8 protein-coding genes are annotated in these 14317 nt (G+C 37.3%); 3 read left to right on the top strand and 5 right to left on the bottom strand.

Features of this window, described 5'->3' with window-relative positions; all coding sequences use genetic code 11:
* The first annotated feature begins 373 nt into the window (after nucleotides 1-373).
* The gene (locus AAF463_RS24095) at nucleotides 374-577 is read left to right on the top strand and encodes an Hha/YmoA family nucleoid-associated regulatory protein (RefSeq protein ID WP_350262749.1); all 204 of its coding nucleotides are present in this window, start codon (nucleotides 374-376) and stop codon (nucleotides 575-577) included.
* Between the two features lie 585 nt (nucleotides 578-1162).
* Here AAF463_RS24095 and AAF463_RS24090 read toward each other — a convergent pair.
* From AAF463_RS24090 to AAF463_RS24070, 5 genes are all read right to left on the bottom strand, one after another.
* A complete protein-coding gene (locus AAF463_RS24090) occupies nucleotides 1163-1339 on the bottom strand; it encodes a hypothetical protein (RefSeq protein WP_350262748.1) in 177 nt (58 codons plus the stop codon).
* A gap of 1475 nt (nucleotides 1340-2814) precedes the next feature.
* Nucleotides 2815-3078 (bottom strand): 2Fe-2S iron-sulfur cluster binding domain-containing protein, encoded by a 264-nt coding sequence (locus AAF463_RS24085; protein WP_350262747.1) that lies wholly within the window; start codon nucleotides 3076-3078, stop codon nucleotides 2815-2817.
* Nucleotides 3079-3858: 780 nt separating this feature from the next.
* Nucleotides 3859-4146, bottom strand: a complete 288-nt coding sequence (locus tag AAF463_RS24080; RefSeq protein ID WP_350262746.1) for a hypothetical protein — start codon at nucleotides 4144-4146, stop codon at nucleotides 3859-3861.
* A gap of 475 nt (nucleotides 4147-4621) precedes the next feature.
* Entirely contained in the window at nucleotides 4622-5410 is a 789-nt protein-coding gene (locus tag AAF463_RS24075; RefSeq protein ID WP_350262745.1) for a hypothetical protein, read from the bottom strand.
* 1125 nt (nucleotides 5411-6535) lie between these two features.
* The gene (locus AAF463_RS24070; protein ID WP_350262744.1) at nucleotides 6536-6787 is read right to left on the bottom strand and encodes a hypothetical protein; all 252 of its coding nucleotides are present in this window, start codon (nucleotides 6785-6787) and stop codon (nucleotides 6536-6538) included.
* Between the two features lie 384 nt (nucleotides 6788-7171).
* Here AAF463_RS24070 and AAF463_RS24065 point away from each other — a divergent pair, with 384 nt between their 5' ends.
* Nucleotides 7172-9706 carry an autotransporter outer membrane beta-barrel domain-containing protein gene (locus AAF463_RS24065; RefSeq protein ID WP_350262743.1) on the top strand — a complete coding sequence of 845 codons (2535 nt, stop codon included), beginning with the start codon at nucleotides 7172-7174 and terminating at the stop codon, nucleotides 9704-9706.
* 3165 nt (nucleotides 9707-12871) lie between these two features.
* On the top strand, nucleotides 12872-14020 hold the full coding sequence (cqsA, locus tag AAF463_RS24060) for an alpha-hydroxyketone-type quorum-sensing autoinducer synthase (RefSeq protein WP_350262742.1): 1149 nt from the start codon (nucleotides 12872-12874) through the stop codon (nucleotides 14018-14020).
* The last annotated feature ends 297 nt before the right edge of the window (nucleotides 14021-14317 follow it).

Genomic DNA, 14317 nt, shown 5'->3' with positions numbered 1-14317 from the left:
AGTTCCTGACATTGCAATAAATACTTTTCCATCGATCCGGTGTTGAATAGCAGGCGCTTTATTTGCAACTACCTGGCTGTTTTTTATCCTGAATGTGTGTGATCTTTCGGATAACAAATTTTGAATCGATTCCGTTAAACTTATAGCAAGTAGCATTCGCATGTTTACAGTTATTGCTGCATAAAACCTAAGTTATGTGGGGAGCCATTGCATCAACATCTTAACACCAAAAAAACATTACAGTCGACCCCCTTACACTTTTATGTACTACAAAAATGACAAATATGATGGTTTTCAGAATAATGATATAGCGTGATGAATCTATTGGATAAGATTGAAACAACTTATTGCTAACACGATAAGACATTCACCAATGACTAAAACTGATTTTTTAAAGAAGTTTCGCAGGTGTTCAAGCTATGAGATTCTGGAAAAGGTCGCTAAGCATAAGAGAGAGTGCGTCCCGGTTGACTTTCGTTCTTCTTTTGAAGGCGCCTTCGATCATCGTAAGGCTGAGATCCGAATGCAAAGGTCTTATGACAGGATCCCTCCAGAGGTCTGGAGATTTATTAATTAATAATTATCGAGAAGAATAAATTAACTGATTTATGGGTGTGTATTTTCCTGCTGAATTTCATCATCAGTCAATTACTTTGATTGAATTGATATTATACGAAGGAGGCTTGATAAAGGTGGGTTTCCCTCCGGGATTTGTATATGCTCTGTTCGGGATCTGTCGGTTGAGCTACTCAATAAATTGATTTACTGGATGAGCATTAATAAAAGTGAATTTTGAAAATTTTCAAACGTAATTCTCTTGAGTTAATTAATTTACTTGATTCGGGCTCTAAGCTATTTGAGGCATATTTTTGTTTATGATGGAGAAAAATCGTTACCCTAAAAGCGATTAATGGGTTTTAGTGTAGTAACAATCGGCCTTAACAATTAAGAACCTTTGATATGTCTACTTTTGACAAGTTGATCGATAGGCTGATAAAGTTGTTGTAAATGGTCACAGTAAATTCCAACGGTATGATTTTAGCATTCAGTACATCACATTAACATTACGGTTAATAATATGATAAGTAGAAATTTTAATTCTGTCTAAAATACCTTAATATAAACTTTTTACTATCTTTTTAAAAGTAAATAAATCATGGCTCTAAGTTTTTTGAGAAAGCCGATATTTGCGCACTGCACTGCTAATTCTTTTTGATGACACCCCAATAATGGCCGTGATAGCAAGGTAAGTTTTACCTGCTTTCCTAAGTGCAATAATGTCATCTTCGATGCCCGGAATCGAACCTATAAACTCATATTCCCTCTGAAAAGTTTTCATGCACTCACCACAACGATAACGTCGTTTAGTCTTACGACGGTTAAAACCAAACGTTCTAATAACAGAAGATGCACAATGGGGGCACAATATTTCGCTATTGAGTTTGATGATTGACCTCATTATTCGGAAGTTAAGGGGGAGCTTTACATCCGGATAATATAGTGTTCTGAAAATATATAGTCAATATTTAGGGAAAGATTTACCGTAAAAGATTCTTATTAATGAATGACAGAGGCGAGTGATGAACCAAAGCCACGTGGAAATCATCATGTGATTCCGATATGATTACATTAAAACGTAAGCGATTATTCAATTAAAGGTTTGGATAACAGCATGTTGCTTTAATCTTTTCCTTTCCCAGGAGCTTTTGTATCCTACAATTTTCCTAAAAAAATAGCTTGAGAAGCGCGAATCTGGCCATTTTGAGAGCAAGATTTTTTACGGACCTAGTAAGTATTAAAAATTGGTTACTTATGGATTGATGTCGGATTGTATATGTATCTTCTGGCAATTGAGAGCGTTACATATTAATTTATTGATCATTGAATCAAGAAAAATCATCGATAAACCTACCAGGTTAACGTGTTAAATGCTAATTCATCTGGCTTGCCCCGTCCGATTAGTCTGTTAAACAAAGTTCACACGAACAGTAAAAATGCTATAAAATTACAATTATATGATATGGTTAAAATTTCTTTCGCGAAGATTATCCTTAAGGCTGATATCACATTATTTTCAAGTCGTGAATATCAGAGTATGCAACTGAGTAACTTTAAAAATAAATTAACGAAGATTAAGACGGCGCTCTAATGGCTGGTCAAAAAGTTCTTGCATGCGATAACCGAATTATATACTGCTATGCAGGAATTAAATGTTATCGAGATTCAGCGTTATGCATCTGATGCCATTGTAATATTTTCATTGGGTGCAGTGACTATCACTGATAACATCAAAAGATCGTACGCTCCTTCTTTTTCTCTGACCGGGAATTCTCGACAACGTTTAGACAGGCAGATAACAATCCTATACTGTTCTCGTTTTTTGATGAAAATGCATACAAGTTACAAGATAGTAGACGAATATTGTTCGTGGGACTTGTAAGAACCTCAGTACCCCGTTTACTCACAACAGCAGAATCAGAAAACACCGTTAAAAATTCAGCTGAAGAGCTGCTGGACCTCGGGGCTGATATACGGATTTTTTTATTCTTCTCAAAGGTTTGAATCAGGCAAGCAACGAAGAATCTAAATTGTAATTATTCATCTCTTTTCGGATCTATACAATTAAACTTTCGTATACAGAGCAATGAAAGAAATTTTCTGTGATTAGGTGTTTGCTAAAAATCAACATATGCTCAATCGGAAAGATTAAATTAATAAAAACTAGCTAACATTTTGAGTGTAGTGAAAAATATGCGTTTGCAATGTTTGTGTATCTGAAGATATAAATTCTTAAATCCTCTTTTATTGTGCGTTCTATTGATTTTTAGACCCAACATCATGCATAGGAAAGTGACAGCATGGTAATGAAGATTCTGAATACTTGTGTATTAGAGGATCGCCTGAACGAGAAACCGTTTTAATCTCGCGGCGATCAAGTAACAACCTGCAAAGACCATGATGTCCGGAAACACAACGGTAGGGGAGCTGTACGCCTGCTCGACTAGCTGCATTCATAATGGTTTCATTAGGAACAATAGTGAATATAGATCCTGCTTCGAGAAATTTACAGTAAGGCATAAGTCAAACCTTTCCTTTTTAAACAGTTCCGAGTTCTCATTAAAGACAGTTGATCAAACGTTTTTTGAGGATGGAATGTCTCCGGGCTGCTACGAATGTTATGGTTCTTTTGGATAGTAATGCTCTACCCACTTTCTTACTCAATAAAAAACTCAGGAGAGAAATCAGCGTATTCTTACATTGAATGACTATGCTTCTGACTTGCATGAATGCCAAATTGTAATGTCAGGACTTTAATTTTTTATAACCAATGAAGATCATCGGTCATGAACTAACGATATGAATTTGCCTTGGAACATAAATGTCATTCAAACACTGTGATTCTTCAGCAGATGCTCAACGATAGATCTTCCCGTTGGTGTAAGTTCCTGCATGTTAGCAAGCGTTTTTAGGCATTCACTCAGTAATGCTTTTAAAAATAAGCAGCGAACATGTTCTGTATCAGTTGCGGTCTTCAGGCTTGTTTTCTTTTGAAGATACATAAGCAGGGTAGCGGCAAAATGTGCTGCAAAAAAACGCCTCGGCCCTCTGAATCTGAGGGATCACAAGCCAGTTTATACCGGCTATTACACGGTATAATTTGAATATCATCCCCCTCAAATAGAAGACCTAGCCAGACGTGAGACATCTCATGCATGATAATTTCTTCCAGGCCGGATTCACTGCGAAATGCCGGTTCTCCAAAAAAAAATAACCAGTGGGATCAGATTGTTTGTCAGGCTGGTAATCTTTGGAGCGCCTTCGAAGTGGGCTAACGTTTAACTGAAAATAGTTTACCCATTATGGCATTGTCTTGAGCACTTTATCTTTAGTGCGACTCAACAGTGCGGATCGCTGTGCATCCAGATTACCATAATTAGGATAGCTAACTTCTGCTCTGGAATTAATTGCACGAAAGTCCATAAATATGACCTCAGGGTTGAGGTATTCAACTTGTGGTCTACGGAAGCCAAAACGGCTTTGGCGAAAATCAGTAATCAACCTTAAAAGAGCTGCGGATCGGAAAATGTCAGAAATAAAAGGAATGCCAATTATTTCTGAAATTAACGTAAAAGTTTTATCAGGCATATTTGTCTTCTTTCAATCATGGCTGCACAATGATAAAGGTAACAATATTGTTAATTAGCCAGAAATAACATTTGATATACTTCATCAAGAAAAATAACGTAAGCTTGCATCAGCAAAATATATATTACAAAACCATCACCTGGTGTACCGCCATATAAAGCTTTTTGGCCGTTAAAATAAATTACATGTAATTCCAGTTCTACATGAATGCAAGTTGCCCGAAGATAATGTTGACCCTCTCAATGTATATAGTTGTGTTTAGAGTCTAAGTTACAGTTATAATATTTAAATCACGCAAATTTATTTATATTTGCGCTTGCATTTTGAATGTTCTACGCAAAACACATGATTTGATTTTTCAATAACCCTGTATTAAGCAAATAATAACGTAATAAATGTATGGCGTGAACTTAATATGAACAGCGCTCAGGTGTTAAATTTTATAACGTGGAAAATTAAGTTTAAATCAGTTCCATTATTGATGAAACATCGATATAATATTTTCTTTGTCTTTCTTAATGTGATTTAATTCAATGACCTGTCGATATCGATACATCCTGACATCATCACGAGAAAATAGTAATGCTTCACTAAATTCATTACCGTAGTACATAGATTTCATGTCTTGAGCTGATATTAACGTGAAGCTGTATGAGTCGAGGCAGAAAAAATATTCAATAATATTCCCCGAGGAGCGTAAGGCAGAAGGAAAAGAAGAATATCGATTAGGAAAAGGGAATAATGTGATAATGATCTTGAAGTTAGGAACATGGTCAGGTTCTAAAAGGAATTTGTGTAAATCACTTCGCAACTCTTCAGGGATCTCAGAAGGAACTATACCTGGCCACTCAAATGTGCTACGCCAAAAAATGGAAGTGGCAAAATGTAATAACTTCTTCCGTTGATGCTTATCAAGTATATCAGAAGTAAGTGTCATATTACGAACATGGCCCAATCTTTTTGCTAATTCCTTCATCAAAAAGGGGGGTTCCCAATCACCAGGATAACAAACTTTATTAACACTTAAAGCATTCTCTTCGAAATAAACAACACCATTGTGGTTAAAATCGTCTTCACAATTAGAACACAAAAGAAACCGATTAAGGTCTTTTGAAAGAGCAATTTGTGATTGTCCTGTTAAAATGGTTAACTCATGTGCTCTATCAGGTGGTGATGACATTTTATTATGTATTCTTGTCGGTAAGAAATGCCCTCGAACTAAAGGGTCTTTGCTATTACACAGCGCGCAATTATTAAATGGCATAGATTTCTCATGATTAGTGGTTAAGGTTCCATTAAATATAATCACCAAAATTGAGCTAATCAATGCAGGATTTATTAAATTATAACTAAATAACATTAGTCAGCGTCATTAACATGTTGTGTGTGTTATGGTTTGTCATTCAGTAATGAGTGCGTGTTACAAGGAATGCAATCTGGTTTTGATAATTATGAAAAAAAACTGCGATCTAGTCAGTGTTAAGGGGGGCGGTGCTTTCATCTTCTGATTTATAACAGTTATTAGGTTTAAATGACAAGACATTCATTGGTGCGAATGAGATACTTATGTGGTCTGGAGACGTGAGTTGTAGTGTTTGCATTGTAGTTATGCGCTTTAAAACCATCTAGTTGTCGATTTGTCCGTTTAGGGTAATCCTTTCCATTATCGTCTGGAAAGGATTACCCCTTTTTTTATAATCTAACTCATCTAGTGAGAACTTGATAAAATAAAATTTTGTCAAACAAAACCTAAAGCGGAATAAACATAATAGAATTGAAATCCTATTACTTGTAAAGATAGTGCGTATTATTAAATTTTTAGCCAGTCCTCGCATCATTAATAATACCCCCCTATGTATTATCTGTATCTAAAATATTAAATTCCTACATTCATTAAAGGTCAATTCATTACTAATGATTGCTGACAATTGGAAGGCCTTGATTAAAATATACATTTACTAGAAAACCGTAAATATGCTTTTACGAGTAATAACGTGTGATGTTTAGGCCTCTTTACTACGTTGTAGAATAAAAATGTTGAGTTTTTAAAAAATGTAAAGTCCAATGCATAAAATGCAAGTTTAAAAATGAAGTTATAGGTTACTATCTTCACAGGAATGGACAACTAAATTTGATTTATATATGACAGTGAAAAACACCTCAGAAAAAATGGATCTTTTGGAACTTTCATTTAGTGAAGTAACTCAGAGCGATTGGTTTGAGTCTCTGAGCTTAGAATCAATTAGATTGAAGCAATTAAGAGAAGAGATTGGAAGAGCGCTGAGAGATAAACTGCAGGAAGATCACACCCCAGATTCATTCAAGTAGAAGATTACCGGGGGTGAAAGTAAAATCCAAAATCAACCCCCTAGCAATGATTCTCAAATCATTATCTTGTTTTAGCTAATTCTTTAACTATAACGTGATTTTTATGCTCTAAGTTGATCATGCAAAAATTGTCCAGTTGCTTATCATAAGTCGCAAAAACCCAGCATCGGAAGGTTCTACATGTAATATTTTGGATGGTATAGTTCAGAAGTGAATCCCAAGCCTGTCGCCGATGAGCCATCTCAGATTGTCGTGCTGCACTGCGGATATAAGAAATAACTATAACCTTATGAGCGAATTGATTGATTTTCATTATTATCATTCCGTTATTTAGATGAATGTATAGTGCCAAGGGCATAAATTAATATACCGCACGTTTTGTATAAGGAAAGATAATCACCTGTGATAAGTGAAAAATAACGCTTGAGATAAGATTAGTTTTCTTGCCAATATTTACAGACATTGTTATGTTTTTATTTTCTTCACAATTTCTGAACCTAATGTTATTGAAAGAACATAGATGTCGCCTGCCTTATTAACGCATCAATGATGTGCTATTCCAAATAAAATTCCGGTTTTTTTTTAAAAAAGAGTGGCTTAGTTGTTTTTTTAACGCTTGTGATAATGTTCAGTTTGAATGATTTTAATGTTTTAGCATGGCCATCGGATACCTTTGGGGGCGTTAATGCGATTCAAAATGAACATCCTTGCTGCACTTACTTGTTTGTCTTATCAGGCGCACGCTGCTGTTGTAGCAACTGGTGATACTAATATTGAATCTTATGAGAATTCGGGCCCGGTTAAAGGGGCATCATTGACTGTTGTAGGTGGATCTGTCCAGGGTACACCTGAAATGCCGTCGGCCACCGTTTCAATGGATGGAGGCACACATTACACAATCAGTAGCAGAACTTCTACTATAGGTGATCTTACATTGGGTAGTGCTTCTGGCACCTATGGCATATTGAATATTTCGGGTCCGAACACGATACTCGATTTTGAATTTAACTCAGGTACCAGGACACCTGGTGGTCTCTATCTTGGTTTAAATGGGAATGGCACGTTAAATATATCAAATGGTGCACATGTTGATGCGCCCTCTTTGAAAATAACTACTAACGGGTTTAGCCTTCAAAACAGAAGCGTTTTGAACATCACAGGTAAAGATTCAGTGCTGAATGTTCGAACATCCGTTTTGGATCGGGGCGGGCAGTTTACAGTTTTAAATGGCAGTACTGTAAATGTAGATGATGGAGCCCTGTTAGCCATTGACAGAAATTTTGATTTGCAGGCTGGGGCTAAACTGCTCATCCAAAATGGAGCTACTGTTAATGATTCAATCACGTCAGCCTCTGGCTCAATGCTAAATGGAGATGTCATAGTCTCTACAGGTGGTAGTCTGAATGGGCCACATTTCACTTTTACTCGCAGTATTACTATTGGCGCTCCCGGTTCTGATCTGCCAGTTGCACCGGGTTACATAAATAATGACATAGTCCTTGTAAATGGCTCGTTATCTTTTAATCACAACGCAAAGGATTATGTTTTTAATAATGCTATTAGCGCGCCTGAGACTTCAGATCGTAATTTGGTAAATGTAGTTTCCGGTACGACGATCTTGAACGCAGTCAATAATTTCAAGGGGAGTACCCTTGTTAATGGCGGTGAATTAATTGCCGGTGTGGATGGTGCCTTTAGTCCACAGTCGACTTATAACGTAAATGATAATGCAATTTTGTCACTAAATGGTACCCGACAGACACTGTCATCGTTAAGTAATCGAGGTACAGTTATAATAGGTGGCGCCACCCCGGGTGGAGTCTTAAATTTAACGGGGGATTATGAAGGTAATAATGGCCTTCTTATATTTAGTACCAAATTAAGTGATGATAACTCAGTCACTGATAAAATGAACGTTCAGGGCAATACTTCTGGTACCTCACGCGTTAAGGTAGAAAACATTGGTGGGGCGGGAAATGAGACAATTAATGGCATTGAACTGATATCTGTAGGCGGGGTATCAGCAGGCCAATTTCTCCAGGAAGGCCGTATTGTTGCAGGTGCCTATGATTACTCTTTAGTGCGCGGAAAGGATGGAAAAAATCAAAATTGGTATTTAACCAGTGAAGCTAGTGTGATAGACCCAGGACCAGATCCGGAAAACCCGGATCCAGGCAATCCAGATCCAGGCAATCCTGACCCGGAAAATCCGGATCCGGGTAACCCAGATCCAGGCACTCCACCTGGAATAAGACCTGTAAAAGTCATTCGTCCTGAGGCAGGGGCCTATCTCTCGAATTTACGGACGGCTCGTACAATGTTCGATGCGCCACTAAATGTACGTTCAGGTGAGACTCATTATGTCGATTCTTTCACAGGTGAAAAGAAAGTTTCCAGTCTCTGGTTAATTCAGCGTGGGGGGCATAACAGGAGTTCCAGTGGTTCAGGTCAGCTTAAAACACAATCGAACAGATATACAGCATTGATTGGCGGAAACATTGCCAGTGGGCTTACTGGTAGCGATGGCAAATGGCAAGCAGGTATACTTGCAGGTTACGGTAATAGCCAGGGTAATACCGTATCTGAATTTACTGAATTTAATGCAAAACATAACGTTGAAGGTTATACAGCTGGTCTTTATGGAACATGGTTTGCTGAAGGTTCAAGTGAGAAGGGGTTCTATTCTGATGTTTTACTTCAATATGGATGGTTCAAAAATCGCGTGCAGGGAAAAAGTCTTAATGATGAAAAATACCGATCATCAGGTTTCATTTCAACCTTTGAAAATGGCTATGTTTATCCAATTATAATAAGCGACAAATCTACCTGGTTTATCCAACCCAAGACTGAAATATCCTGGAATGGAATCACTGCTGATGAACATGTGGAAAAAAACGATACAAAAGTAACAGTTGTCAATAGCAATCTTATGACATTTAAAGCTGGTATAAAAGCATACTATAAAACGCATAATTCTATTGATGATGGTAAATCGCGGGATTTCAAACCCTTTGTTGAGACAAACTGGTTGCACAATACTAAGTCAAATTCGATTAAGATGAATGATGAAAAGATAGGTGAGCCGGGGAGTAAAAATATTGGTGAGCTTAAGGTGGGCCTTGAGGGGCGTATTAATAATAATGCCACGGTATCAGGTTACTTTTCTCAACAGTTAGGTAAGGATGGATATTCTGATAGTGCAGCATCGATGGGGGTTACATGGTCATTCTAAAGTGATGACTTCGTCAATCCACCCATGGTGTTCATAATGACAAGTTAAGCTAATTTGGTGGGTTAGTTTCATAATTTCTAAATATGAGTGACCGTAATTTTTCTGTGTGCATAGAATAGTAGTACCTTTTACCATGTTAAAAACGGAGTTTGAACGCATGTGCCTTGTATGTTCTATCGTTTTCATTTTATTTATGATCGACCTAATCAATGATAGCCGAAGTAATAACCTTTAACGGTAAATAAAATGATTATTAAGCATGAAAGGCATACCCATAGTCCACTTAAAACGAATTTCACCCTTATGTCCTTTTTATAAATTTGGCTGGCGATCATTCCGAAATGCATACTATTTTAGTATAAAGTATAACCGACTTTCATTAATTATGAATTTTCCCCTGATATATGATCGATAAGAACACTATAAAAAATTTGATTAAAAGCTTCTTTAAAGTTTCTACTATGAAAATTTTATGAAGTAAGATTTATAACGTTATAAAAAGCGGCAGGATGTGAGTAATGTTACTTCCCACTTATTAATGAGTAATTTACAATAATATGATTAACAGTTTCCACTGTAATTTTCACCAATGTAAAATTTTGCCATTTCTTGTCAAAATGTTTAGTGTAGGTAGTTATAGATGACGATTTAAAGGAGTTATTCAAAATTTAATGCTAAGTCTTGTTTTCAGTACATAAATAAATCTTAACATCACCACTATTTTAATATAATTTTTTACTACGATGTTTGAGTCCTAAATTTTACAATTGGAAGGGATCACAACAGTTATTGATTTTTACTTTGGGAAGGCACCATTTTTTGATGGATGTAGAGAATATTGCCTGAATGAAACGAGGCAAAAGGTCGAAATAAATATCAACATTTCGCATGCGAAATCATCGGAAACCCTCTCTCATCGACATTTGATGCTCATGGGGATGTAAAATGTAGTCATATGCTGATTTGTTAATTAATCAGAAATAAATGGCGAAATATTTTAGTTGGGTATATATTGGTGAGGCTTACAGGTAGGTATTGAGTCTTACAATCCTGAGTTTTATTCTCTATGAGTATTGAATGAACCTCATATTTAACGACATGAACTCTGTAACATGTTCAGTACAGTTTAATTAATATAAAACGTTACTTATTACAACTGTAATATGATTAACCGATTTTGGATGACTATCTTATAATATTGCCCTAATAGTTTGAGTCCAGAGGTAGTTCTCTGATTACATTTATGGTCAGATGCCGTAGCCTAATACGTTTACTGAGGTGATCATTAATTTTTTCGCTTTTAAGCGAATTCAAAGAATGTTCACATGTGATAAAATCCCCATCTTTAGGCTGAAGGTCGATCAAATGGTTTTCGATTGCCACTTATTCATCACTCACTATCAATGTCACGACAGCTCTAAATTTGTCACTTGGGCTGGACGTTCTTCTTATCACAAGTAATGGTGTTTTAAATAATTTGCCGCTGAATCGTTTTCTTTCGTCAAAATTATTTATTTTCCTTGCAGAGGCAATCTTGGCATGTATATAGGGATATTCATGATCTGTTAATAGTGCCCTATAAGATACAATAGAACCAACTCAAACATTGAAATAGCGACTATATTTTTGTTAATTTGATTGTAAATCTACTCGGAACGTAATAATTCCTCTTTAAAGTAATTAAGAGGATTAATATAAAATTGTTTATATTGCTTTTTCTTGAATGAATAACCATTCATCAAAACATCATAAATGATGCCAATTTTGCTGTATAACCTTAGTTTTCTGAGAGCGAAACCAGCTTTTAGGTGTACATGAAAAGTTTCAAAAAAGCCACTACCAATCTGTCTGGATTTGAGGTATTACGCTTTAACCTGGCTTGGTCAACAGGGACTAAACATGGTCAGGTTATCAAGGCTGCAAATTCGTGTGCTCAGGAAATATCATTCTGCGCTAATGGCAGGATGTTGTGAAGAGTTAGCGATTTTCAGGCAACTGCTGGCTGGTGATATCCGCTGGTTATAAATGGAAAGCTGCACAGCATGCTAGCTCGCATATGTGAAAGGTTACAAGGCCTCCCTGGATCTGCACAGTCTAATTCGCGAATATGGCGCAAAGAGGCATGAAATCACACCAGCCGGGAGGTGATCTTGTACAGATGAAGACTATTGGGCAGAACACCTGATGTCTGTCGGATGGGGCCAAGATTGAACACAGTAGTCTTCGCGACGCAGGGTAGTACTACTTAGGATAACACCATTAACAGTAAGCTGCTGGAACAAATATGCGCCCTGCAGTTCGAGCACATGGGCATTGCACTTTAACAGCAGGGCCACCCTGTAATCGCTGAGCTTCGAATAACGGCTACGACTGTATACGCTGCCCCTTGGGTTGATTACCGGGCAGATAGGGGACTGAGCCGTCCGTTGTAGTCGTAGCGGCTAACGGTAGGGTATGTGCAAAGATATGAGAGCGTGTTAATAAGGATTTGGCAGACGTATGTTGCCTGCGCACTGACAGGTGTGTCATCACAGCATAAGCAGGTGACTATTACCGACTAACACGTCTGTTTTATGTTCTCAACGTGGGGCACGGAGACGGCAGCTATCAGCAATAGCTGCTGTAGCTGTCAAAAAGAGGAATTGCTTATCCTTAACGACTGGAAGCCTGAGACGTTAAAAACCCAGCAGGAATGGGATCTTTTGAATGAGACGCAAGCTCCGTATCAGAGGGGAAGCACGGTGATCATCAGCCTGTTGAAGGTGAGTAAGAGGTACAATCGGAGTAGTGAAAACGCCGGCGCGGGAAGCTGGTCATAATTGCCGTAATCACTGGCCGGAATCAACAGAATATGCATCATTAAATAACGGATAACATAGCATTTCAAACATTGGCTCTGTAAATACATTCTCCCAATCATTGGAGCAGATGCGATTTTTCGTTCCTAAAGGGAAGCCTAAACCGTGGGTGAGGGTAGTTACAACATACGTTTTTGATTGGGTTAGATCAACACTTTAAGAACGAGCTAATACCTTGCTCAACAAACAAAAAATATCTCCTATACAAGTAACATCTGATTTTTGACAGATTAGTACTAAAAATGACGAGGCAGTTACCTGATTTGTGTGACTATATTAGGTAGAAACTTCTTTACTATGGTGATGTATGACACACAAACCACTTCCCCATTTTCTAAAAAAAAGAATGAAAGAACATTATCAGGACCGATTCTTTAATGAGTGGGGAGGTGTGCACTTATTAAAGATTCAATCCCAATTATCTAAAGGCCTGCTTCTGACGAGTAATGACTACCTTTGTCTCAGGAGCGATAAGTCTCTGAAATTAAAACCCGATGATATATCCGCAGATGACATGCTGATGTCATCTGTATTTCTTAATGAGAACAGCCTTCAGTCCAAAGTAGAAAGGGAATTTTCAGCTTTTTTTAATGTTAATGATACTATTCTTTGCCAGTCTGGCTGGGCTGCGAATACGGGATTAATTCAGACGTTAGCAGATGAAACAATTCCAGTTTATATTGATGTATTAGCTCATATGTCATTTCATGCTGGAGTACGTCTGGCTAACGCCAAATCCTATGTATTTGCACATAATAATGCCAGAAGTGCGCGAAAAAAAATAATGCAATATGGGCAGGGCATTATTGTTGTCGACTCAGTTTACAGTACTAACGGAAGCCTATGCCCATTAAATGATTTTGCGGCATTAGCGAATGAATTAGACTGTATTTTAGTGGTTGACGAGTCTCACTCAGCAGGGACGCACGGTCCTGAAGGACGAGGCGTGATTAATGGATTAAAGCTCAATCAAAATATTGATTTCATCACTGTTAGCCTGGCTAAGGGGTTTGCGGGCAGAGCAGGATTGATAACCTGCACGTCTGAATTTAAAGAATACTTTCTTCACGAGTCTTACCCGTCTATATTTAGCTCCGCATTAATGAGCCACGATTTGGCATGGCTCATTAATGCAGTTCCCGCAGTGATAGATGCCGACATGAAAAGAAAACGTCTACACGAAAATGCCAGACAATTAAGAGAGAGATTAAGTCATTTAGGTTACCATGTGTCCAGCGGAACAGAACAAATTATCGCTGTTGAAGTGGGTAGCGAACCCGAAGTACAAAAACTTCAAAATAAGCTGCAGTTAAAAGGTGTACATGGTTCCGTTTTTTGTTATCCAGCCACAACAAAAAACAAAGCGTTAATCAGGCTAACTATTAACTCAAATCTTACTGACCCTGACATATCCAAAATAGCTGAAGCTTTCAAAACAAGTCTCAGCAGCGTTTGAAATGGCTAATCCGAAATGTTTAAAGTAAGCACTCTTGCCATGGTTGAAATATTAAAATTTTCTTGAGATCATAAGCTTATCAATTCTTAAACTGTTAAAACGAACACATGCACTGCATAGCCATGAAGTATTACATTGTACTAAACCTGGTATATATCTTTACGAGAATGCATAATAGGATCTGATATCCTTCTATAATATTGAGAAAGCACATTAATTTCAAAATCCATTCCAGCGACATTTCATGCTTTTATTGAGCTTGATTATATTGCCAGAGCATAAAGCTTTGCCAGCAAA

Origin of the sequence: Pantoea sp. BJ2 (assembly GCF_040255075.1) — a bacterium.
GTDB lineage: Bacteria > Pseudomonadota > Gammaproteobacteria > Enterobacterales > Enterobacteriaceae > Pantoea > Pantoea leporis.
The sequence above is the reverse complement of the archived record's forward strand: the minus strand, read 5'-3'. Positions and strand labels throughout refer to the sequence as shown.

What these genes read in the sequence shown, in the direction of transcription:
- AAF463_RS24095 (WP_350262749.1), top strand. Translation starts at nt 374, where the DNA reads ATGACTAAAACTGATTTTTTAAAGAAGTTTCGCAGGTGTTCAAGCTAT.
- AAF463_RS24090 (WP_350262748.1), bottom strand. Translation starts at nt 1,339, where the DNA reads ATGAAAACTTTTCAGAGGGAATATGAGTTTATAGGTTCGATTCCGGGC.
- AAF463_RS24085 (WP_350262747.1), bottom strand. Translation starts at nt 3,078, where the DNA reads ATGCCTTACTGTAAATTTCTCGAAGCAGGATCTATATTCACTATTGTT.
- AAF463_RS24080 (WP_350262746.1), bottom strand. Translation starts at nt 4,146, where the DNA reads ATGCCTGATAAAACTTTTACGTTAATTTCAGAAATAATTGGCATTCCT.
- AAF463_RS24075 (WP_350262745.1), bottom strand. Translation starts at nt 5,410, where the DNA reads ATGCCATTTAATAATTGCGCGCTGTGTAATAGCAAAGACCCTTTAGTT.
- AAF463_RS24070 (WP_350262744.1), bottom strand. Translation starts at nt 6,787, where the DNA reads ATGAAAATCAATCAATTCGCTCATAAGGTTATAGTTATTTCTTATATC.
- AAF463_RS24065 (WP_350262743.1), top strand. Translation starts at nt 7,172, where the DNA reads ATGAACATCCTTGCTGCACTTACTTGTTTGTCTTATCAGGCGCACGCT.
- cqsA (WP_350262742.1), top strand. Translation starts at nt 12,872, where the DNA reads ATGACACACAAACCACTTCCCCATTTTCTAAAAAAAAGAATGAAAGAA.